Annotated in this window: 34 protein-coding genes, 2 tRNA genes and 2 rRNA genes; 3 read left to right on the top strand and 35 right to left on the bottom strand. The window is 44.0% G+C overall.

The genetic code is table 11. The features are described from left to right. Positions 1–184 precede the first annotated feature (184 nt). The 17 genes from N6H06_RS22715 to N6H06_RS22635 form a co-directional block, all read right to left on the bottom strand. Positions 185–508: a hypothetical protein gene (locus N6H06_RS22715; protein ID WP_263708038.1), complete on the bottom strand. Its 324-nt coding sequence runs from the start codon at positions 506–508 to the stop codon at positions 185–187. Then, positions 505–705, bottom strand: coding sequence for a hypothetical protein (locus tag N6H06_RS22710; protein WP_263708037.1), 201 nt, complete (start codon positions 703–705; stop codon positions 505–507). The genes N6H06_RS22715 and N6H06_RS22710 overlap by 4 nt, the downstream gene beginning before the upstream one ends. 13 nt (positions 706–718) lie before the next feature. After that, positions 719–1,213: a RusA family crossover junction endodeoxyribonuclease gene (locus tag N6H06_RS22705; RefSeq protein ID WP_318527608.1), complete on the bottom strand. Its 495-nt coding sequence runs from the start codon at positions 1,211–1,213 to the stop codon at positions 719–721. 289 nt (positions 1,214–1,502) lie between these two features. Continuing rightward, complete coding sequence (locus N6H06_RS22700) at positions 1,503–2,018, bottom strand: dUTP diphosphatase (protein ID WP_263708036.1); 516 nt, start codon at positions 2,016–2,018, stop codon at positions 1,503–1,505. An 88-nt stretch (positions 2,019–2,106) separates the two neighbouring features. Further along, positions 2,107–2,409 carry a hypothetical protein gene (locus N6H06_RS22695; RefSeq protein ID WP_263708035.1) on the bottom strand — a complete coding sequence of 101 codons (303 nt, stop codon included), beginning with the start codon at positions 2,407–2,409 and terminating at the stop codon, positions 2,107–2,109. Positions 2,410–2,431: 22 nt separating this feature from the next. After that, the gene (ssb, locus tag N6H06_RS22690; RefSeq protein ID WP_263708034.1) at positions 2,432–2,860 is read right to left on the bottom strand and encodes a single-stranded DNA-binding protein; all 429 of its coding nucleotides are present in this window, start codon (positions 2,858–2,860) and stop codon (positions 2,432–2,434) included. Beyond that, positions 2,861–3,079, bottom strand: a complete 219-nt coding sequence (locus tag N6H06_RS22685; protein WP_263708033.1) for a hypothetical protein — start codon at positions 3,077–3,079, stop codon at positions 2,861–2,863. It lies immediately after the preceding gene. Beyond that, the gene (locus N6H06_RS22680; RefSeq protein ID WP_263708032.1) at positions 3,080–3,256 is read right to left on the bottom strand and encodes a hypothetical protein; all 177 of its coding nucleotides are present in this window, start codon (positions 3,254–3,256) and stop codon (positions 3,080–3,082) included. Then, entirely contained in the window at positions 3,250–4,089 is an 840-nt protein-coding gene (locus tag N6H06_RS22675) for a DNA cytosine methyltransferase (protein WP_263708031.1), read from the bottom strand. The genes N6H06_RS22680 and N6H06_RS22675 overlap by 7 nt, the downstream gene beginning before the upstream one ends. Positions 4,090–4,225: 136 nt before the next feature. Beyond that, complete coding sequence (locus N6H06_RS22670) at positions 4,226–4,687, bottom strand: HNH endonuclease (RefSeq protein WP_263708030.1); 462 nt, start codon at positions 4,685–4,687, stop codon at positions 4,226–4,228. A 15-nt stretch (positions 4,688–4,702) separates the two neighbouring features. Continuing rightward, positions 4,703–4,924 (bottom strand): hypothetical protein, encoded by a 222-nt coding sequence (locus tag N6H06_RS22665; RefSeq protein ID WP_263708029.1) that lies wholly within the window; start codon positions 4,922–4,924, stop codon positions 4,703–4,705. A 116-nt stretch (positions 4,925–5,040) separates the two neighbouring features. Beyond that, positions 5,041–5,310: a hypothetical protein gene (locus N6H06_RS22660; RefSeq protein ID WP_263708028.1), complete on the bottom strand. Its 270-nt coding sequence runs from the start codon at positions 5,308–5,310 to the stop codon at positions 5,041–5,043. Continuing rightward, positions 5,286–5,570, bottom strand: a complete 285-nt coding sequence (locus N6H06_RS22655; protein ID WP_263708027.1) for a helix-turn-helix domain-containing protein — start codon at positions 5,568–5,570, stop codon at positions 5,286–5,288. Before N6H06_RS22655 ends, N6H06_RS22660 begins: the two co-directional genes overlap by 25 nt. A 1-nt stretch (position 5,571) precedes the next feature. Next, the gene (locus tag N6H06_RS22650) at positions 5,572–6,342 is read right to left on the bottom strand and encodes an ATP-binding protein (protein ID WP_263708026.1); all 771 of its coding nucleotides are present in this window, start codon (positions 6,340–6,342) and stop codon (positions 5,572–5,574) included. Beyond that, positions 6,314–7,054: a helix-turn-helix domain-containing protein gene (locus N6H06_RS22645; protein ID WP_263708025.1), complete on the bottom strand. Its 741-nt coding sequence runs from the start codon at positions 7,052–7,054 to the stop codon at positions 6,314–6,316. Before N6H06_RS22645 ends, N6H06_RS22650 begins: the two co-directional genes overlap by 29 nt. 327 nt (positions 7,055–7,381) lie before the next feature. After that, positions 7,382–8,158 (bottom strand): ORF6N domain-containing protein, encoded by a 777-nt coding sequence (locus tag N6H06_RS22640; RefSeq protein WP_263708024.1) that lies wholly within the window; start codon positions 8,156–8,158, stop codon positions 7,382–7,384. 162 nt (positions 8,159–8,320) lie between these two features. Next, positions 8,321–8,521: a helix-turn-helix domain-containing protein gene (locus N6H06_RS22635; protein WP_263708023.1), complete on the bottom strand. Its 201-nt coding sequence runs from the start codon at positions 8,519–8,521 to the stop codon at positions 8,321–8,323. A gap of 181 nt (positions 8,522–8,702) precedes the next feature. Here N6H06_RS22635 and N6H06_RS23220 point away from each other — a divergent pair, with 181 nt between their 5' ends. Next, positions 8,703–8,906, top strand: coding sequence for a helix-turn-helix domain-containing protein (locus N6H06_RS23220; RefSeq protein ID WP_404830386.1), 204 nt, complete (start codon positions 8,703–8,705; stop codon positions 8,904–8,906). Between the two features lie 228 nt (positions 8,907–9,134). Here the strand turns inward: N6H06_RS23220 and N6H06_RS22630 are convergent, their stop codons facing one another. The 14 genes from N6H06_RS22630 to N6H06_RS22565 all read right to left on the bottom strand — a co-directional run bounded on the left by N6H06_RS22630 (position 9,135) and on the right by N6H06_RS22565 (position 14,262). After that, a complete protein-coding gene (locus N6H06_RS22630; protein WP_263708022.1) occupies positions 9,135–9,365 on the bottom strand; it encodes a hypothetical protein in 231 nt (76 codons plus the stop codon). Then, positions 9,358–9,516 carry a hypothetical protein gene (locus N6H06_RS22625; protein WP_263708021.1) on the bottom strand — a complete coding sequence of 53 codons (159 nt, stop codon included), beginning with the start codon at positions 9,514–9,516 and terminating at the stop codon, positions 9,358–9,360. Before N6H06_RS22625 ends, N6H06_RS22630 begins: the two co-directional genes overlap by 8 nt. Positions 9,517–9,755: 239 nt before the next feature. Beyond that, on the bottom strand, positions 9,756–9,908 hold the full coding sequence (locus tag N6H06_RS22620) for a hypothetical protein (protein ID WP_263708020.1): 153 nt from the start codon (positions 9,906–9,908) through the stop codon (positions 9,756–9,758). Between the two features lie 24 nt (positions 9,909–9,932). Beyond that, positions 9,933–10,364, bottom strand: a complete 432-nt coding sequence (locus N6H06_RS22615) for a YopX family protein (protein WP_263708019.1) — start codon at positions 10,362–10,364, stop codon at positions 9,933–9,935. Then, complete coding sequence (locus N6H06_RS22610; RefSeq protein WP_263708018.1) at positions 10,361–10,540, bottom strand: hypothetical protein; 180 nt, start codon at positions 10,538–10,540, stop codon at positions 10,361–10,363. The genes N6H06_RS22615 and N6H06_RS22610 overlap by 4 nt, the downstream gene beginning before the upstream one ends. Before the next feature lie 4 nt (positions 10,541–10,544). Next, the gene (locus tag N6H06_RS22605) at positions 10,545–10,733 is read right to left on the bottom strand and encodes a hypothetical protein (protein WP_263708017.1); all 189 of its coding nucleotides are present in this window, start codon (positions 10,731–10,733) and stop codon (positions 10,545–10,547) included. Between the two features lie 13 nt (positions 10,734–10,746). Further along, entirely contained in the window at positions 10,747–11,088 is a 342-nt protein-coding gene (locus N6H06_RS22600; protein ID WP_263708016.1) for a hypothetical protein, read from the bottom strand. A gap of 34 nt (positions 11,089–11,122) precedes the next feature. Further along, entirely contained in the window at positions 11,123–11,383 is a 261-nt protein-coding gene (locus tag N6H06_RS22595) for a hypothetical protein (RefSeq protein WP_263708015.1), read from the bottom strand. Positions 11,384–11,475: 92 nt separating this feature from the next. After that, positions 11,476–11,790: a hypothetical protein gene (locus N6H06_RS22590; protein WP_263708014.1), complete on the bottom strand. Its 315-nt coding sequence runs from the start codon at positions 11,788–11,790 to the stop codon at positions 11,476–11,478. Between the two features lie 103 nt (positions 11,791–11,893). Beyond that, complete coding sequence (locus N6H06_RS22585; protein WP_263708013.1) at positions 11,894–12,088, bottom strand: hypothetical protein; 195 nt, start codon at positions 12,086–12,088, stop codon at positions 11,894–11,896. A 397-nt stretch (positions 12,089–12,485) separates the two neighbouring features. Further along, positions 12,486–13,169 (bottom strand): ERF family protein, encoded by a 684-nt coding sequence (locus tag N6H06_RS22580; RefSeq protein WP_263708012.1) that lies wholly within the window; start codon positions 13,167–13,169, stop codon positions 12,486–12,488. 275 nt (positions 13,170–13,444) lie between these two features. Beyond that, a complete protein-coding gene (locus tag N6H06_RS22575; RefSeq protein ID WP_263708011.1) occupies positions 13,445–13,729 on the bottom strand; it encodes a hypothetical protein in 285 nt (94 codons plus the stop codon). 12 nt (positions 13,730–13,741) lie between these two features. Next, the gene (locus N6H06_RS22570; protein ID WP_212930123.1) at positions 13,742–13,975 is read right to left on the bottom strand and encodes a helix-turn-helix domain-containing protein; all 234 of its coding nucleotides are present in this window, start codon (positions 13,973–13,975) and stop codon (positions 13,742–13,744) included. Positions 13,976–14,034: 59 nt separating this feature from the next. Then, positions 14,035–14,262 (bottom strand): helix-turn-helix transcriptional regulator, encoded by a 228-nt coding sequence (locus N6H06_RS22565; protein WP_263708010.1) that lies wholly within the window; start codon positions 14,260–14,262, stop codon positions 14,035–14,037. A gap of 156 nt (positions 14,263–14,418) precedes the next feature. Here N6H06_RS22565 and lexA point away from each other — a divergent pair, with 156 nt between their 5' ends. Then, positions 14,419–15,102, top strand: a complete 684-nt coding sequence (lexA, locus tag N6H06_RS22560) for a transcriptional repressor LexA (RefSeq protein WP_212930125.1) — start codon at positions 14,419–14,421, stop codon at positions 15,100–15,102. 13 nt (positions 15,103–15,115) lie between these two features. Then, on the top strand, positions 15,116–16,297 hold the full coding sequence (locus tag N6H06_RS22555) for a tyrosine-type recombinase/integrase (protein WP_212930126.1): 1,182 nt from the start codon (positions 15,116–15,118) through the stop codon (positions 16,295–16,297). A gap of 102 nt (positions 16,298–16,399) precedes the next feature. On the opposite strand, the gene N6H06_RS22550 is transcribed toward N6H06_RS22555, so the two are convergent. The 4 genes from N6H06_RS22550 to N6H06_RS22535 all read right to left on the bottom strand — a co-directional run. Then, positions 16,400–16,472: transfer RNA gene (locus N6H06_RS22550), tRNA-Thr, on the bottom strand. Positions 16,473–16,479: 7 nt separating this feature from the next. Further along, positions 16,480–16,554, bottom strand: a tRNA-Asn gene (locus N6H06_RS22545). A 23-nt stretch (positions 16,555–16,577) separates the two neighbouring features. Next, positions 16,578–16,693: ribosomal RNA gene (rrf, locus tag N6H06_RS22540) — 5S ribosomal RNA — on the bottom strand. A gap of 361 nt (positions 16,694–17,054) precedes the next feature. Further along, positions 17,055–17,168, bottom strand: a 23S ribosomal RNA gene (locus tag N6H06_RS22535); the annotation flags it as partial.

Here is a 17,168-nt window from a genome sequence, read left to right as displayed (position 1 = left end):
CCGCTCCTACAATCTCCGACCAACGAAGCGCGAGCTTTAAACCTTCAACGCTCCCTATGACTAAGACATCCCCTTTCCGATTCGTGAATTCTTCCACGAACTCTTCTAGGCTTATCCCCCTGAAATCGATGGATTGGCCGCCCTTTAATAAAATCCTAATCCCGCTCATTTCTTCTCCCCCCCTCTACATCATTCCGCGAATAATCAGTGCCATTACCAACAGGAGAGCCAACACAACGTAACGAGAAATGACTAAGTTCAGATGTTCAATTGGTTCGTTCCTTACTTTTTGGCGCGGGAACTTTGTTAAAAACCACACAACTATCATTAGTCCAAATGCAGTAACGTAAGTTAATTCCACTAGCCCTAAAATCGGAACCACAAACCAGTTCCAATGAAACATCAACAACAGAGGATTTAAAAACACCAACCCGATTCCTAACACCGTACTAATGCCCGAAATTACTGCGTTTTCCTCTTTGCTAAAAGTCTTCTCTTTTGCAGTCATTCCTGTTCCCCCTTGTAATAAATTGACGATAGTTGTTTCTTGTATAATTTCAATTTTTCCCGAAGCATGGAATCTTCCATGGACAACTGATGTCCACTACTCTCCGCTATATCAAATCCGCGTAGTACCATATCGACACAAACTAGCGTAAGGGCAGCCTCGTCCTCAGTCAGTTGGATAGTAAATGTTTCGTTCATTGCCTCTCCCCCTCTAGCTATTTTGAATGGCGTCTGCCCATTTATTTAAGGTGCTTCTTGTGTCTTTCTTTTTCCGTTCAGGTAGCGGCCGCTCGATGACCTTAACTTCGGCTCTCGGCGAATCGCTGTATTTCTTCTCGATGACAAGCCGTGTCACTTGGTTGTCATCCCGCCAGATGATGCCTGTCATGCCGTCTTTAATACCTTTTACATAGTTGTCCAAATCTGGCTTTGTTACCGGACGTAATTTGCCCGCTCTGGCAAGCTCCTGGCGCCACTTAGGCATGCTCTTTGGTATTTGCTTATACACGGTGACAGATAACTCTATTTCGCCCTCATATGGCTTTTCTGGCTTGTGTTGGCTGGCAACCAATTTAACGTACTGCTTGTAATTACGCGAGTTGGTAGGGTCATACATAATTGTCCGACCATTTGCTGTTTTACTAGCCCGCGGCCGCCCTTGTGCCTGCACCTCTCCATCTATGGTAAATTCAATCACGTTCTCCATGGTCCCAATCCCTCCACTCTCTCTCTTTTTTGGATATGATTCTAAGGGCGATGCTGGTCGATATGATAATCGCAATCAAAATCAATCCTAACCCGCCTATTATGTGTGGCAGCCATATCATATAGTTCGCTCCTCTCCGCATGATCGGCATGTTCTTGTCCACGCTCTGTCCTTCACTCGCAATTTAAAGGAGCCGCCGCCGCAAGTGCAGCGGCCGACTGGTGTCTTTTTCTCAGGGGCGGGAGCAGGACCGTAGCGCTGCTCCCTTACCGCGTCACTCCAACGCTTTTTAGCCATGTACACCAGTGGAGCCAAAGCCCCCGGCGCCTCTCTTTGTCTCTGATAGTTCGTCAGCTTGTACTAGCTCGATCTCAGGCAGCTTTTGGATTACTCCCTGGCAAACTCTATCTCCTTTTTGCACTAAGTACGTGCCGACCGGATAGTGATTTATGCTTCTCTCCATGATTCCGTCGACTAGATTTAAGTAAAATTCAACATTCTGGCACGGGTCTTCGGCAATGTTGTCAAACATCATCGCCACTTCTCCGCGATAATCAGAGTCGATCACACCTACCGAATTAGGCTGCCGTAACTTTGTCTTATAGCTGATACCTGATCTCGGCATGATATACAAGACATAGCCAGGCGGTAGCTCAAAAGCCAGCCCTAGCGGCACTTTTTTGGTTTGACCAGGCTCAATAATGACGTCCTCTGCCGCATAAAGGTCAAAGCCAGCCGCCCCCTCGCTACCGTATGTTGGCATTACCGCGTTTTCGTTCAGCAATTTTACTTTTACTTGTTCCATCTTCATCCCCCTAAAACAGGAAGGTGACAGACATTGCTACAATGGCAGCACATGTCACCATCCCGTATGTTTGTTTGTAACGTCGGTCTTACCTAGCTTCCATAAGCTTTATATCTTTCTCGTAATCGCCATACTCGTCGAAGCATTTTTTGTAGCTACTCAAATAGTGGCCCTCGTTTTCAATGATGTCGTTCAGTTCTATTGCTGCTGTATTTTCAAATAAGTGAACTTCCATTCCGCCTTCATCAAATGGATGCGGCCCAACAATTTTCACAAAGTCATCTAAATCAAAGAAATAAACATGAACATAAGCTATAACCTTATCGCCTTTTTGATATAGCCCTGTTTCATTTTCGGCTAGAAACTCATATAACTCAGCGTTTACTTGCACTCACTTCACCTCTCTAATTTCCTTAAAATGGTAAATAATCATCGCTTATGTCAATGCCGCCATCGCTACTAAACGGGTCGTTGTCGAACCCTCCGCCTTGGTTGCCTGTGTTGTCTTGGCCTTTGTTGCTGCCTTTCGGCTCTAGGAATTGCACTGACTCGGCAACAACCTCAGTAACAAACACCCTCTTGCCCTCGTTGTTCTCATAGCTCCGTGTTTGGACACGGCCGTCAACTCCTGCTAGGCTCCCTTTTTTCAGGAAATTGGCTACGTTCTCAGCGGGTTTGCGCCAAATAACACAGTTGATGAAGTCCGCTTCCCGTTCTCCTTGCTGATTCGTAAACGGGCGATTCACTGCAAGTGTGAAATTGGCTACTGCCACGCCGTTCGGGGTATATCGCATCTCAGGATCGCGCGTCAAGCGTCCTACAAGCACTACGCGGTTTATCATCTATACCAGCTCCTTTTCCTCATTTACCGGCATTAGTTTCGGTCTGTAAACTTCGTGTACTTCAACCAACTGGATTTCGATGTATGTTGAAATCAGTTCTTCGCGTTTTTCCTCCAAATAGCGCCTTGCCTCCGAAAGGTTCCAACAACCTTTGATTTGATAAGGCCCCACGACTGGAGTTACTTCCGTACCTTTTTTAAATCCATGAATTTCGATCATCTATACCAGCTCCTTTTCAATGACAGCCAATGCCTCTGCCTCGCTATTTACCGTGTAATCCCGCCCCGTAAGCCTGCTCTTTACAAACGTGCTGCCTTTATACGGGTATAAACTCGCTATGATTTCTTCGTCCTTAGTTATCGTGGCGTAGCCTGGACGGTGATTTATTGTCAACAAGTGATTTCGCCTCTTTCTATTTTCATGATTGTTTCAAAGATTGGGTAAATCTGTTGGGGGACTACTGCATTTCCGAGTCCTTTAATTCTGTCCACCCGATCGGGAACCCCATGAGCCACTCTACCCACATCGGGTTCAGGTTCCCATTGTGCTCCACGCTCATAACCGCATCCGGCAAACTGTTTCCAGGCTTTCTGTTTTTCTTTGCTAAAGTTTCGTGCTTTCTCGCCCCTCTGTAATCTCTTGATACTGGCGTCGGCCACAATCTCACGGCTGCCGGCAGGCCATTTCTCGGTTCGTGAGGATTTATATTCCCTCTCTTTTGAGCATCGTTTGCTCTCGGTGTGGGCCACAACAAAGCATCTTGCTCTATTGTGTTTGGCATCGACGGATACAGCTGGAATAAGAAATGATTGAACTGTGTATCCTTCACTTTCCAAGTCAAAAACCGTTCGTTCGAGTTCCATATTGACGAAGTTAGCAACGTTCTCGCCAACAACCCAATTGGGTCTGATTTCTTGTATAATCCTAAACATTTCCGGCCAGAGGTCACGGTCATCTGCCTTGCCAAGTCGCTTCCCGGCTGAGCTGAAAGGCTGGCAAGGGAAGCCTCCGGTAATAAGCTCAATTGCTCCAACGTCTATACCCCTTTCTTCTAGCGCTTTTTTATCCAACGTTTTTATATCATCAAAGATTGGCACGTCAGGCCAATGCTTATTAAGTATCTTTTGGCAGAAGGGTTCACGTTCGCAAAAGGCGACTGTTTCAATCCCCGCCCATTCTGCTGCAAGGGCAATCCCACCAATGCCGGCAAATAATTCGATTGATTTCACACCCTAACCCCTTCCCAATCTGCCAGTGGCTTTCGCACCCTGCCCGGCAGCTTTTCTTTGTCCAATACCTGCTCAGTTTCGTTTTCTGCATATACCTGGATGACTAGTAACCTTTCTTCTCCCTCTCGGTGATAGGTTAGCCACCGCATCGCTCTTGCTCCTTTGCCATAAATTTTTCAAATGCCTCATGTGTCGCATTGGGTATCAGCCCAGCCTTGTATAGATCAAAGCGGTCTGCCCAATAAAATTCTCCAAAACGTTTCTCCGCCTCTTTCCGCCAATACTCTGCAAAATCTCTATCCGTATGGCATTTACGGTGTAGCGGTTGGATTAACGGGACCAAGTTGCGCCATGTCCCTCGCCCTCCCTGGCTGCGAAATTTCGCGTGATGCATCTCAACGGTCAATTGTCCGGTCACTGCACATCCGCCGCCCCAATATTCGAGTGCCTTTTCGTAATCCGTCTTGCTAATCTCTCCCCTTACTTTCCTGGACGGGATTTTGACGCCTCTATATTGCTGAATCTTTTTCGTTTTTTTGGGTCGTCTCTCTTTGAACTTAGGTACAGCCCTTACTGGTTGTTGGGACAAGTCTTTCAAACGGCCACACCTCCGCTATTTTGTCAGCCCGTGTGCTCTCTTAAATTCAACCAATTTAGCAGTACTTATCTTTCTTTTCTTAGCCACTTTCTCGTCTGACCACCCCAAGCGCTTGTAGTATCGATATTGCTTAACGGTGATTTTCCAGTTCCTTTTAGGCTCTTCAACCAATCCCTTGGTTGCTCTTTCTTTCTTGGTGATGGATAACAGATCATTGCCAATTTTGCGAAGTCTCATGTACTGCTCACATCCTAAACAATGGCTGCTTCTGTATTCCGGTTCGTCATACGGACACTCTTTACAATGATTCTCATAAATCTGCATTTGCTCATGTAAGAGTTCCTGGCGCCTATTCATGCGAAAAACACTGTCTTTCTCGGCTTTAGTTGCCCCTTTTCATTCAAATCAAGCGCTAAAACTAACACATCCGCTTGACTGCGTTTTAGATAACGGGATACCTCCGATAAGGTGCGGCCGTCGTTATACAATTGCTTAAAAATCTGCTTTTCTCTGGGCGTCCAGGTATAATCGATTTCCTTTCCAGCCACGTAGCAATTAAGCTTTAGCCGTTCTTTTTCTCGATTCCAGCCGTTCTTTTTTATAAAGCTCTCCGTCGCTTGCATGACTCTTCCCTCCATTCGGCTAACTGGCGCAATCTCTTAGCCATAATCACTTTGTTGTAATGCTCCTTACGTGCTTTACAGGCCGAGCAGCTACATGCTGCCGTTGTAAATCCGCCAGGCACAGGCGTGAGGTGGTTTCTAGTGCATTCTTCCGGTTTCCCAAATAGGATTTTATCCCGCGTCCTCTCTATCACTTCGTCCATTTCCTTGAGCGTGTCGGCGCCAGCAGCGGCTAGCGCCTTTCTGTATGTTTCAATCATGTTATGCCTCCCTAAATTTCCTCAATCTGTAGTCGTCACCCTCGATCTTAATGGGATGGACTCCTTCCATCGCCCTGGAGAAATTACGCGGCCCTAAATGTTTTTGTAGTTCTTCATGTTCGAGATTTGTTGTAAATATCGTGTGTTTGCCTATCCTGGCGTCAATAATCTCGAATAGCTTAGATACACCCCACGTAATTTCGCCGTTCTTAGGCTTTTTTGTTTGTTCAGCTCCTAGATCATCTAAAACAAGGCAATCTACGCGTTCCAGGGCATCTAGTAGCTCGTTTTCGCTTACGTCAGACTCTTTATCCCATGTCCCCTTAATCTTCGTCAGAAGCTTAGGAACGCTTATAAAAATGGACGTTACGTTCTTTTTAGCAAGTTCCTTCACCGCCGCCGCAGCTAAGTGGCTTTTTCCAAGTCCATAATCACCCCTAATCAGCAACGGGACAGGGTTTTCTTTACTGAAATTTTGCACATAGCGCATAACCGTTTGTTTTGCTTTCTCTTGGCTAGGGTTAGTAGGGGTATAACTCTCAAACGTTACGGCCTTTAGGCGGTCGTTAATAATGCTTTCTTGGTCAAAGAGTCTTAAAGCCTTTGCCTGTTCCCTGCGCTCCAGCTCTAAACGCGCTTCCTTGCCGATTCGTTCGTCCTCCTCCTTGACTAGGGAGCAATAGCCACATCTTAGCTCCCCGTCGATGACTAATAGGTAACGGGAACAGTCAGGACAACGTTCATCAGAAATTTGGGGTAAATTCTTTTTCAAAATTGTACCCTTCGTATTCAGGGCGTCCGCTAGGCTCTGCATTCCTAGTCGCTCCTTTCTTTATTCCGTCTCGTTTAGCCCAATTCAGGAGAGTGAAGTAATGGCTCTTATACTTATCTCCCTTGCTGCCAATGTAGTTGTTTAGCCGTTCGATCAAATCGTCGGTGTTTCTAGGGCCGAAATTCTGAATCAATTTGCTGTGTTCTTCTTCCGTCAATTTCACAAAATCCAAATACGTTCGTTTGGACGTTTTTTTAGGGACGGGTTTCGTTTTTGCCCCTATATCTTTTAGTTCTTTATTACTTAGTAAGTTATTACTTAGTAATTCATTATTTAGTAGTAGTGGATTTTCCACCGGTGGTTTTCCCACCAATGGTGAATCCACCGATGGTTTAACCACTGGTGGTTTTTCCACCTCTGGTTGTGGTACCTCATAGACGACTGTTTCCCAGTAGAGTTTGCCGTTTTCATCGTTCCGTCGTACCCGTTTCAGGTACCCCTTGTCACTTAACTCTTTTAAAGCCGATTTAACTGCATCCACCCCGTCTTTTGCGTGGTTGGAAAGCTCTTCTCTGTAAAAACGCCAATCGTCTGGCATGGAAAGCATATAAGCGTGTAGCCCCTTCGCTTTCCAGCTCAACCGTTCATCGTGCAGCGCCGTTTTATCCATTACGACGTAATTATTGCTTTTGCTAACGCGATAAATCCCCACGGTGTTCACCTCTCAAATAAAATTGCTAAAAAGGTGTACTAACAGCAACGGTTGTGGTATACTGTTAGTACTTGATATTTGTTCGTGTTTTTACTTAGTCACTGTCTTCAGCAGTGGCTATTTCTTTTTTCCATTTCTCTGTGCATTCTGGCGAACATATCAACGAAGTACTTGGTAAATCACATTCCTTCAAAATGTCCACAAGTACTTCGTTCGTTACATAAATCACCTTCCCGCACCCAGGGCAATAAGTATAAATTTCATCCTCGTAAAGCTCTACTTCCACCGGAAACCCATCACCTACAGTAGTCTTAACAAAGAACATAATTACACCAAACTCCCAATGGACAATTCTTTAACAATCGTTGTGTAAATCTCTTTCAAACGTGCATCAGATTCAATGACTTCTAGCTTTGTAGCCTCTTTTACTCTTGTAGCAGTGGCGCCACTTTCTTCTAATCTGTCTTTCAAATTCTGTAGACGTACGCTGAGCTTGCACCGCGCTCGTTCTTCTAACAGTTGATAGCTCTTGCGTCTAATTTCTTGATGTCCGTAGTTGGAGCTATTAACCGCTTGATTGAGCATGCGGTTAATCGACTTACGCCAATTGTCATCTTTGTGCAGGAACGTGTCTTTGATGACCGTCACAGTAGTTTTAATTTCTTTGATTTCTTCATCGCGTTTAGCGTCTTCAATCTCTTTTTTGGCTAACCCGTCCCAAAGCTGCTTGAACATCTGTAGTTCTGGACTGAGATTAGCTAACGAAAGTGATTCAGTTTTAATGGCATAGTAATCATCAACTAGAGTTTCATACGCATCCCACGCTTGATCTGTGTTAAGAGATTTCGCATGCAACCAAGCTCCCTTTTCTGTCCAAAGATACATAACTACTGAGTTTTTTAAACCGTCGTCAATTTGTACACGGTTCAAAAAATCTCTTTTAGCTTCGCCGGACAGTTGATAAAAGTGCTTCCCCTCTTTATAACGATCAACATTTCTAGTGAAGTTCCGACTAATCTGTTGTCGAGTAGCACCATATGCATCCGCTAGTTGCGTGGTGGTGAGCACTCTTTGATCTTTGTATTCAACCACTTTTAAATTCATTTGTTTCTCTTCTCCTTTCAAAAGGCGCGAAATTGCGCTCTCCTATTTTTGAATCATTTGCCCGTTTCTGTGTGGCTCAGAAGCCGGATTAGCATTAACCAGCTTCCGAACATTTTATTTCGTCCATCTTGACCACCCCCTCAAAGTACGCTCCCCTTCTTACTAATCCAAGGTAATAAGCTCTGCCATTTCGCAATTGAGGGCCTCGCAAACTTTTTCCGCGACCGGAATATTGATTCGTGATACTCGATTTAGCTTCCAGCTGTGAAGCGTTGGACGGCTGACACCAGACTTTTCACTCAACTCACTGATGGACTTGATGTCCGCTTTAGACATCATCTCTTCTAAGTTGAAACGAGCCATTGTTTCACCTCCTGTTACTTGCTATTATATTTCACTTTAACAATATTGTAAAGCTTCATTTGCAAGTTTGTTATTTTTTATTTCCAAATTAGCTAAACTACTTGCATACAACGATGAAATAGTTTAACATAATTGTAAACGTAGATTACAAAACTGGAAGGGAGCGTTACAATTGAGAAAGGTGCAATTTCACCTACACGTATTAATGGGTCAAAACAAAATCAAAAGCATTAATGAGCTATCAAAGAAAACAGGTATTAGCAGGCCGACGCTGACTAAGCTTTACGACAACAACACAACAAGAGTCGATTTTGATACAATTCAGACACTATGCGATTTCTTCGACTGCAAATTGTCTGATTTAATGACTATGGAAGGTGATTAAGCGAAAAAATATCCTGTGTCTGTTGAAACAAACACAATACTAGGAAGGAGGGGCGCGAACCAAAGCGGATCAGCTCCTTTTTGTCATGTATAAATGCGCGCAATTTTGCTCGCATTGGCGAACAAAAATAAGTACGTATGTTCGTTTTTCAGGTAGAAGAAAGGGAGAAAGAAGCTCTCCCTATACGACTTTACTTAAGGTGATGCCCCGCACAGGACGGGGAGTGAGTTAATCAATATCATAAATTTTCAACAACTCATTTTCTGGAATTTCTGATGCTAAAAACAAGTTTTTAAAATCCACCACTTTCCACGGGCCAAAACAGTCCAACAATACCTGATCTTCTCCGCCAAACATTATAATTTCTCTTGCTGGGCGAAAAATTCCATGATCGTCTTTGTAAAGCAATTCATCTGCTTCTCGTATTTTCTTAATGCGGGCTGCCAGTTGCTCAGTCATCCGGTTCCTCCTTTGCCTTTTCAACTTTGGCTAGATAAATTTTTTCTGCAACATCTGACCATTCATCAAAAAACTTCTCCGCTTCCTCCAATGTTTCAAATTCATCAACGTCTGACTCATAGTAGTTCCATTCTCGTACGACTATCCACATATGGCACCTCCTGTACAGTAGTGGCAATCTCAAACAGCCTTTTGTTACAAGATAAACAATATGCATACTTGCTACGGCTATGAGACAAGCCCTCGTAATAATCTCCATTGTCGGCCTCTGCCCCATTGAAGTTGTGACGCCAAACCGTACTGCCTTTTACGTAATCTTTACTGTAATACCCCTCTCTCGAATCGCAGAAGGGGCATTTGTCAATAGGAGCCGGTTGCATATAAATCCCCCTATACAGTAGTGGCCTTACTAAACAACAACTCGCCTTCTTCTGCATCAATTAGTAGAGGCGTGGCACCCTTGTGAGGTGCCAGAAAATAAATACCTTCATCCGTTTTGATAATCAATTCACCTGAATCTAATAATTTCTGTTTTTCAGCCATTCGTTTCCCCTCCTTATAGGCATCCTAGTTATTTAGTAACTCAGGGTTTTCAAATTTGTTGCCTACAACAGTCACAAACGGTAATTGACGATACAGTAACCAACCACCGCCGCACAATACCATATCCTTGTCGTAATACACCTCGTGGTTGCCATCTATGCGGATATATTTGTTTGTTGGATGGTCTTTGATCTGTACAATATCCCCCTCAAAAATCTTTGTGTCGTGCTTGTCTTTGAGTCCGGTGTATTGGCCGACAGTATCAGAGTCGACAAGCACCCACCATTCATGGGCTATATATTCATCGCACCAATCAGCTACGCCACCCACAATAAAGGTTTGTCCGCCGCTTTGTATGAGATTTCCGTATACCCAACCGTTACTGTGAGACAATCCGATGTCGTTGAGTTCTTCAACAGACATTCTCGCTTTCCCGCGAAATTCAATTTCCCTCATTGCCCAACCTCCGTTTCAATCCAGGATTCGAACATTCCATCTTCTGTTTCATCTCGACATTTCTTTGCTTCTTCGTAGTTAGAAAACGATCCGACTTTTCTCTTTTTGCCACCCCACTCATGTCTCATAAAGACATGATAAATTTTCGTTTCCTCCCTCGCATTTTCCGATTCCATGTCATTACCCCCTATATCCTAAAAATTCGTTCAGTTCTGCCTGGCTTTTTCCGGTTGCGATAACACCATGTATGCTATTTTTAGCCAAAAAGGTTACCGCTTCTAATTTTTCCCGCTCCATCGCTACTAGGTGGACTTGGCCGTTAATTTCGACCAAGATTGTCACCTGTGCTTCCTTAACACTTGTAGTCATGTTATAGCCTCCTTTACTCGTCCCATTCTTTTGCCGCTTCGAACTGCTCTTGTGTTAGCTCAATGTTCACTGGCTCGTAATGCTTTAGCCAGAGTTCGACGTCAAAAGAGATAGGGGTATCATATCCATAGATTTTGCGCATCGCCTTTTTAAAGGCAGTGGAAAAGCGTCTACATTCTTCGACGTCCGTTTCATCCGGCTTTGTTAAATCGTCTCTATAAATCATCCTTGCACGCTCTATGTCTTCAAGAGATACGTCTAAGTCCGGGTCGCTCCAATCACCAGCGTCAGGACTTAAAGCCAAGTACCGATCTTCTTTTGATTTGCTCTTAAACACGATTACGGGAATAGTCAATGTTATTTCCTCCTTTGGCGGCAGGAGCGCCCTATTAATAGACCGGATAAACGCCCAAAATGCCGTCGTAGATGTCCGGTTCCGAGTGGTCGATGAAAAACACGTACTCACGGCCAACCACCATAAAATCGCTTATATAGTCCTCTGACAGCGTGATTTCCTCCGCATCCGACTTAAAGGTGTAAGTCGTGTAACCGATCTCGTGCTGGCCGATCTCCGTCAGGGTATAGGTTGGAGCATCGGACAGGCTAGGGATTCCGCAAATCAATGACGCTGCAAGCAAAAGGCTATTCATGTGTGGTTCCTCCAATTTTTGTAGTGGTAGCAGGCGGTATCTCCGCCCGCTTTGTTATATAGACAACAGACTCATTAGGCTAAAACACTGCGTTAGTTCGTTTGAGAGGATTGCGCTTCTTTCAACTTCTCGTTTTCTTTATCCAGGTTAAGTATGCTTTCAGCCATGTGTTTTATGGCCACTTTCGTTTCTTCTCTGAGGCGTTCGTTTTCTTCTTCCATTTCGAGCATACGCCGCGCCATGTATTGCATGGCGTCTACGCATTCGGCTAAAGCTTCCGCCGTCCAGTCATAGCCCTGGGCGGCGTCAATCGTCTGACCATATTCGGCAATCCCCTTCTCGTTCTGGGCGCGTAGCTGGCGCTCGATGATTTCCAAAACGCGCTGCGATGTAGCGGGTAATTCCATTACTTTCTCCCCTCCTTCATCTGCTCCAAAGCTGCTAAAAGCTTTGGATGAAGAGATTCAGGCAGATAGGACAAGAACTCTTTTAATGCTCGTTGTGTCTCTGTCATAGGTCATCATCCTCTTCGTCATCTTCTTCAAATGCATCAGCAAATGCTTGCTCTATCATTAGCACCCGTTTCTTTAGTTGTTCTGTGCTCCATTCTTCCAATCTTTTTTGGAGCTTCCAGTCAAAGGGCACTTGCTCCTTTGCCCTCTTTAGCCAATACTCCCTATCGCTCATGAGCCAAACAATGCCCAAGTTAACAAACTGCTCATGACACCAAACGACAGGATTAAGGTTGTGAGCTGCCCTTCCGTCAGTTCTGGCGCTTTCATACCTGTTCCCCCCTCAATGTATTTTCACTTTTCCGAATTGCTTGTATCTCGTTTTAGTAAAGTCTAAGTAATTGCCTTGTGCATCTTCATGTATGTGCATACACAAATTGTTAGATCGCTTCCCATTATCAATTATGTTGACGGCAGCGGTTCTGAAATTGCGCCCTCCTGCGTAAACAGTGGGGCAATCATCAACCCTTGTAACTTCCACAGTCTTGTGTGCTAGTTCGATTTTTTTCACTTTCTATTCCTCCAGTGCGACGTCATGTGCTATAATGACGGCAGGTTATTGGGTAGGGCGCTTACGGGGGTATGCCGCCCTATTTTTGTTGATTTACAGCCTGCTCTTGTGCTTGCTTGAACCACTTTTCAAGTACCGCTAGCGCTTGTTCAGCCTGTTGCTTATTCAACTGGCTTAAATTATTGATCTTCAATCCTTTAAAGACCATCGGGGGTTCTGTATTCCTCAACTCAGCTAGCTCAGCCGCTGTTGTTTTGATGTTATCCAACAATTGCTGACTTGGCTTTTCCGGCTTAGTCTTTGGTTTGCTTTGCTCCATTTTTTCTTGGAAAGCATCCGGGTCATCTGAGTCGGTTGAAATGTTAAACTGCTTCAACAAGAAATACTTCTCTCCATAAGTGAGCGCCTTGCCCACGCCCTTTTCCCCAGCAATATCAACACCTTGCGCGTACCAAGGAACTTCAATCTTTTCTTCTGGGTTCTCAGCGTTTACCCAGGTCATCTTCATTTCGATCTCTGTGAAATATGTGGTTGTTCGTTTGAATGGATGCTCATTGCCTTCCTTGAATAGCTCTATTGAAGACTGGTGCAGCGTTTTGTCGGTAATCGCCGGAATTAAAAGCAACTGTAATTCGTCCATCTTCTCCCTTACTGCCGACAGCACTTGGCTAGAGCCTACATACTTGTATTGCTGTCCTTGTTGAGACTTTTGGAGATAAGGGACAACCTTCCTTACCTCAACTAATTTTTGATAGATGTTCACTTCTGCTTTTCCTCCCTGTTTATTTTTGGGTTGCAACCTAATACCATTTACTTGATACGCTATTGCTGTGCGGCTCGGCCTTTCGGCGTCTTGGCTATTTGAGAGTCAATCGTATTAAGTTGCAACCTACCTTAGGAGGATAGTGCCTCCTAAACGCTGTGAGCTTAAAGGCCTGTTTATACTCGCTCACACGAGTTGGGACTTGTTTTTTTGCTTTATCAAACTCCTTCGCCCTGACGTCGAAATATAGGAAATCATAGAGATATTCGAGCAAATCAGAAGCCATGTACGGCACGTAATGCATTTTCATCATCCTTTCCGTTAATCCAGACATAGATCATGTCATCATGATCGCTGCTGGTGTATCCGTGCTTGCTGAGATAGTTTTGTACCAGTCCCTTATGCTGGTACCAGTCACGCATAAACGTGCTGTCGATTACAGCGCCCCAGTGTCCCATCTCCTTGTGTTCCTCAACTAAGCCTAGGCAGCGGTGGAGGATGGAGGTTAGTGTCTCTTGCGGCGAGTGGGGTTCGGTTGGTAGGGTTTCAAAATCAAACATGTTATGCCTCCTTTATGGTCTTAAGACTCTTACATTTCCGTATGCTTCATATTCCTGGACTTCCTTAACCTCGCCCATTTGCTCGTCAATCCAAGCATCTAAACGATCTTTTTTAAAAAGCATCCGCCCCCCTAATTGAAGTTTGAGAACAGGCAATCCATTGTATTTCATCCATCGACGAACAGTTGAAACGGAAACTCCTAAGTAAGATGCAGCTTCATTAATGTTCATCGTTGATTTATTCATATTTCCACCCCTTTCATCCAAAAATAAAGTAAACTATAGAAAAGGTAGCAATGATAACTTTAGCTAACACTTTCTATAAAAAAAATATCGTCAAAACCCAAATCAAGCGCGTCTGCTAGTGCCTTGGCCATTTTCGGCCCAGGGTTTTTAACGCCGTTAAGGATTTGGTTTACATATGCCGGGGATGTGCTGGCCTTTTTAGCCAAAGCGGATTGACTTAAACCCGACTTAATGAGGATAAGTTTTAATTGCTCAGGGTCTTTAAGGCGTATTTTCACTTTATTCACCTCCGCTTTACCTTTGATAACTTTTGCTATCTTGCTGTTGTTATCATTTTAGCATTGTTAGATAACTGTTGCAAGCACTTTTTGATAACTATTTTAATCTTTTATTAACAAAAGTTAACTAAAGCATTATAATCAATTATGTGAGGAGCGTGCGCAATGAAAACGAAAGAAATGGAATTTGGTGAGTATCTTAGGCGTCGGCGTAAAGAGAAGGGCTTTACCATTCGACAGCTTGAAATGAAATCAGGTGTTTCTAACGCCTACTTATCACATCTAGAGAATGGTAAAAGAGGCCTTCCTAGTACGGAAATAATCAAAAAAATTTCTAAAGCGTTAGACATCTCTTACACCGAGATGCTACAAAAAGCTGGCCACTTAGATGAAGCCAATCTTTTACAGAACGAACCGAGCTTTCCCGACATAAAAGATCAGCTTAGTACCAATCACAGCCATATCACCGTCCCTATATTAGGGTACATTAGCGCGGGAAAGCCTGTTTTGGCAGAGGAGCACATTGAAAATTATATGGATATTCCGACGTCAGCGTTTGACATCGAAGAAGGGAAGCATTTCTTGCTTAGAGTAAAAGGCGACTCAATGATTAACGCAAGAATACATGAGGGCGACATGGTAATGGTTAGAATGCAATGCGATGTCGAAAGTGGCGAGATAGCCGTTGTTAACATTGATGGAGAAAACGCCACTTTAAAGAGAGTCAGAAAAACCGATACTGGTCAAACTTGGCTATTTCCTGAAAATGACAAATATGAACCGATTTTAATTAGTAATAGTGAAGCGCGCATCATTGGAAAAGTGGTTAAAATTTTCATTGATCCATGAGGAGGATAGTTCAATGGCTGGTTATTACGAAGAGTTAGGGAAAAACAAATACAAATTAATAGTTGAGTTACCGACAACTATTAGACCAGACGGAACCAAAAAAAGAAACCGGAGAACTAAAACCGTAACAGCAACCGGTACGCGAGAAGCAAAAAAATTATTAGCTAATTTCGCGAGCACTGTATTGTCACCTCAATATTTTGAACCCGAAAAAATTTCATTCGCAACTTTTGTTAATGACAAATGGTGGCCTAATTATGCATTAAGTCATTTTGAGGACAAAACATTAGAGGTATATGAAGAAAATTTGATACTTCGCATCATTCCTGCCCTACAACATTTTAAGTTGGCTGAAATTACAACATTGCATCTAGTTGAGTTTTTTAAGGATTTGTCAGAGCCAGGAGCAAAAGTAGACGGTGGAAGCTTGTCAGGAGAGACGATAGCTATTTACCATCGAATTTTAAGGAGTATTTTTACTGTAGCAATTGAATGGAACTTAATTGACAAAAACCCAATGGACGGGATAAAGAAACCTAAGATTGTTAACAAAGAAGTAGAAGTATACGAAGAAGATGAGATTGCCGAAGTGTTTGAATGCCTTAAAAACGAGTCATTAAAATGGCAATTATTAGTTCAGTGTACCTTTGCCGGGGCGCTAAGGCGCAGTGAAGTTTTAGGATTAGAGGACAGGCACATTAATGTCGAGAAAGGAGTTATCCATGTTCGTCAATCCATCACGAACACAAAAAAACGCGGTCTAAAAGTCAAAGACTTAAAACACACCAAGCATCGAAGGGACCTTCATATGCCCGAACAACTAATTATTGAGTTGAAAAAGCTTGGAACTTATAAGAAAAAGGAAAGATTAGTTACCCAAAAAGCTTGGAAAGAGGGATCTTATTTTTTATTCTCAGACGAAACAGGGAAACCGATGGCTCCTCATTCAGTCACAACGTGGTGGCGTAGGTTTACCGAAAAAAATAATATAAGACATATTCCTTTCCACGGTATACGCCATACGTCGGCAACATTGATGATCGCCAAGAACGTGCATACAAAGACTATATCAGCTCGATTAGGGCATTCTGATGTTAAAGTGACATTAAATAGGTATGGACATGCACTAGAAGCAGCAGACAAGGCGGCGACAGAGGAAACTTTCGGCAACCTATTCGAGAGAAAAAACGGTTAAAAAACAAATCCGCCACTCGTTCGCCACCTTGCCGACTTTTTAAAGCATAAAAAAACACCCTCCATCTCTCGGAGAGTGCGCCACATTAAGGTTTTTCACCTAAGCTTCCAAGCGGACTTGAACCGCTGACCCCCACCTTACCATGGTGGTGCTCTACCGACTGAGCTATGGAAGCACAAAAATGGCTCCACAGGCAGGATTCGAACCTGCGACCGATCGGTTAACAGCCGATAGCTCTACCACTGAGCTACTGTGGAACGCAAAAAATATATAGAAAAAAGCCCGGCAACGTCCTACTCTCGCGGGAGGAAGCCTCCAACTACCATCGGCGCAAAAGAGCTTAACGGCCGTGTTCGGCATGGGAACGGGTGTGACCTCTTTGCCATTGTCACCGGACCCTACTTCAGATAAGCGTCGGATTTCTTCGTCCAGTTCGCATCTCTCAGTCGGTCACGTACGTTTGGGTACGCTCCCTTCTTCGAGCACTTCCTGTCCTCGAACTCCTCGCTTCTCTTCGTAGTTCTTTTTTGACTTCAGATAAGCAGCGAATCTCTTCGTCTCGTTCGTGATTCTTCTTCAGTCACGTACGTTAGTACGCTCCTTCAGTCGAACACTTCCGATCCTCGACCTTCTTGCTTCTCTTTGTCAATCGTTTTACTTCAGATGTGGCGAATCTCTTCGTCTGCACTGAAGGATATGGAAAGAATCGGTGATTCTTTCAAAACTAAATCCGAAATACTCAACTGTCAAGAATGTATAGGATAAGTCCTCGACCGATTAGTATCAGTCCGCTCCACGTGTCGCCACGCTTCCACTTCTGACCTATCAACCTCATCATCTCTAAGGGGTCTTACTGGCTTACGCCATGGGA

It is taken from the genome of Shouchella tritolerans, from assembly GCF_025770735.1.
GTDB classification, from domain to species: Bacteria; Bacillota; Bacilli; order Bacillales; family Bacillaceae_D; genus Shouchella; species Shouchella tritolerans.
Note: the sequence above shows the minus strand (reverse complement) of the source record. Positions and strands in the feature narration are given on the sequence as shown.

Excerpts from the sequence above, each read along its gene's own strand:
- N6H06_RS22715 (WP_263708038.1), bottom strand. The coding sequence starts at position 508 with ATGACTGCAAAAGAGAAGACTTTTAGCAAAGAGGAAAACGCAGTAATT.
- N6H06_RS22710 (WP_263708037.1), bottom strand. The coding sequence starts at position 705 with ATGAACGAAACATTTACTATCCAACTGACTGAGGACGAGGCTGCCCTT.
- N6H06_RS22705 (WP_318527608.1), bottom strand. The coding sequence starts at position 1,213 with ATGGAGAACGTGATTGAATTTACCATAGATGGAGAGGTGCAGGCACAA.
- N6H06_RS22700 (WP_263708036.1), bottom strand. The coding sequence starts at position 2,018 with ATGGAACAAGTAAAAGTAAAATTGCTGAACGAAAACGCGGTAATGCCA.
- ssb (WP_263708034.1), bottom strand. The coding sequence starts at position 2,860 with ATGATAAACCGCGTAGTGCTTGTAGGACGCTTGACGCGCGATCCTGAG.
- N6H06_RS22685 (WP_263708033.1), bottom strand. The coding sequence starts at position 3,079 with ATGATCGAAATTCATGGATTTAAAAAAGGTACGGAAGTAACTCCAGTC.
- N6H06_RS22665 (WP_263708029.1), bottom strand. The coding sequence starts at position 4,924 with ATGAGACTTCGCAAAATTGGCAATGATCTGTTATCCATCACCAAGAAA.
- N6H06_RS22660 (WP_263708028.1), bottom strand. The coding sequence starts at position 5,310 with ATGCAAGCGACGGAGAGCTTTATAAAAAAGAACGGCTGGAATCGAGAA.
- N6H06_RS22655 (WP_263708027.1), bottom strand. The coding sequence starts at position 5,570 with ATGATTGAAACATACAGAAAGGCGCTAGCCGCTGCTGGCGCCGACACG.
- N6H06_RS22640 (WP_263708024.1), bottom strand. The coding sequence starts at position 8,158 with ATGAATTTAAAAGTGGTTGAATACAAAGATCAAAGAGTGCTCACCACC.
- N6H06_RS22635 (WP_263708023.1), bottom strand. The coding sequence starts at position 8,521 with ATGGCTCGTTTCAACTTAGAAGAGATGATGTCTAAAGCGGACATCAAG.
- N6H06_RS22630 (WP_263708022.1), bottom strand. The coding sequence starts at position 9,365 with ATGACTGAGCAACTGGCAGCCCGCATTAAGAAAATACGAGAAGCAGAT.
- N6H06_RS22625 (WP_263708021.1), bottom strand. The coding sequence starts at position 9,516 with ATGTGGATAGTCGTACGAGAATGGAACTACTATGAGTCAGACGTTGAT.
- N6H06_RS22620 (WP_263708020.1), bottom strand. The coding sequence starts at position 9,908 with ATGGCTGAAAAACAGAAATTATTAGATTCAGGTGAATTGATTATCAAA.
- N6H06_RS22615 (WP_263708019.1), bottom strand. The coding sequence starts at position 10,364 with ATGAGGGAAATTGAATTTCGCGGGAAAGCGAGAATGTCTGTTGAAGAA.
- N6H06_RS22610 (WP_263708018.1), bottom strand. The coding sequence starts at position 10,540 with ATGGAATCGGAAAATGCGAGGGAGGAAACGAAAATTTATCATGTCTTT.
- N6H06_RS22605 (WP_263708017.1), bottom strand. The coding sequence starts at position 10,733 with ATGACTACAAGTGTTAAGGAAGCACAGGTGACAATCTTGGTCGAAATT.
- N6H06_RS22595 (WP_263708015.1), bottom strand. The coding sequence starts at position 11,383 with ATGAATAGCCTTTTGCTTGCAGCGTCATTGATTTGCGGAATCCCTAGC.
- N6H06_RS22590 (WP_263708014.1), bottom strand. The coding sequence starts at position 11,790 with ATGGAATTACCCGCTACATCGCAGCGCGTTTTGGAAATCATCGAGCGC.
- N6H06_RS22575 (WP_263708011.1), bottom strand. The coding sequence starts at position 13,729 with ATGTTTGATTTTGAAACCCTACCAACCGAACCCCACTCGCCGCAAGAG.
- N6H06_RS22570 (WP_212930123.1), bottom strand. The coding sequence starts at position 13,975 with ATGAATAAATCAACGATGAACATTAATGAAGCTGCATCTTACTTAGGA.
- lexA (WP_212930125.1), top strand. The coding sequence starts at position 14,419 with ATGAAAACGAAAGAAATGGAATTTGGTGAGTATCTTAGGCGTCGGCGT.
- N6H06_RS22555 (WP_212930126.1), top strand. The coding sequence starts at position 15,116 with ATGGCTGGTTATTACGAAGAGTTAGGGAAAAACAAATACAAATTAATA.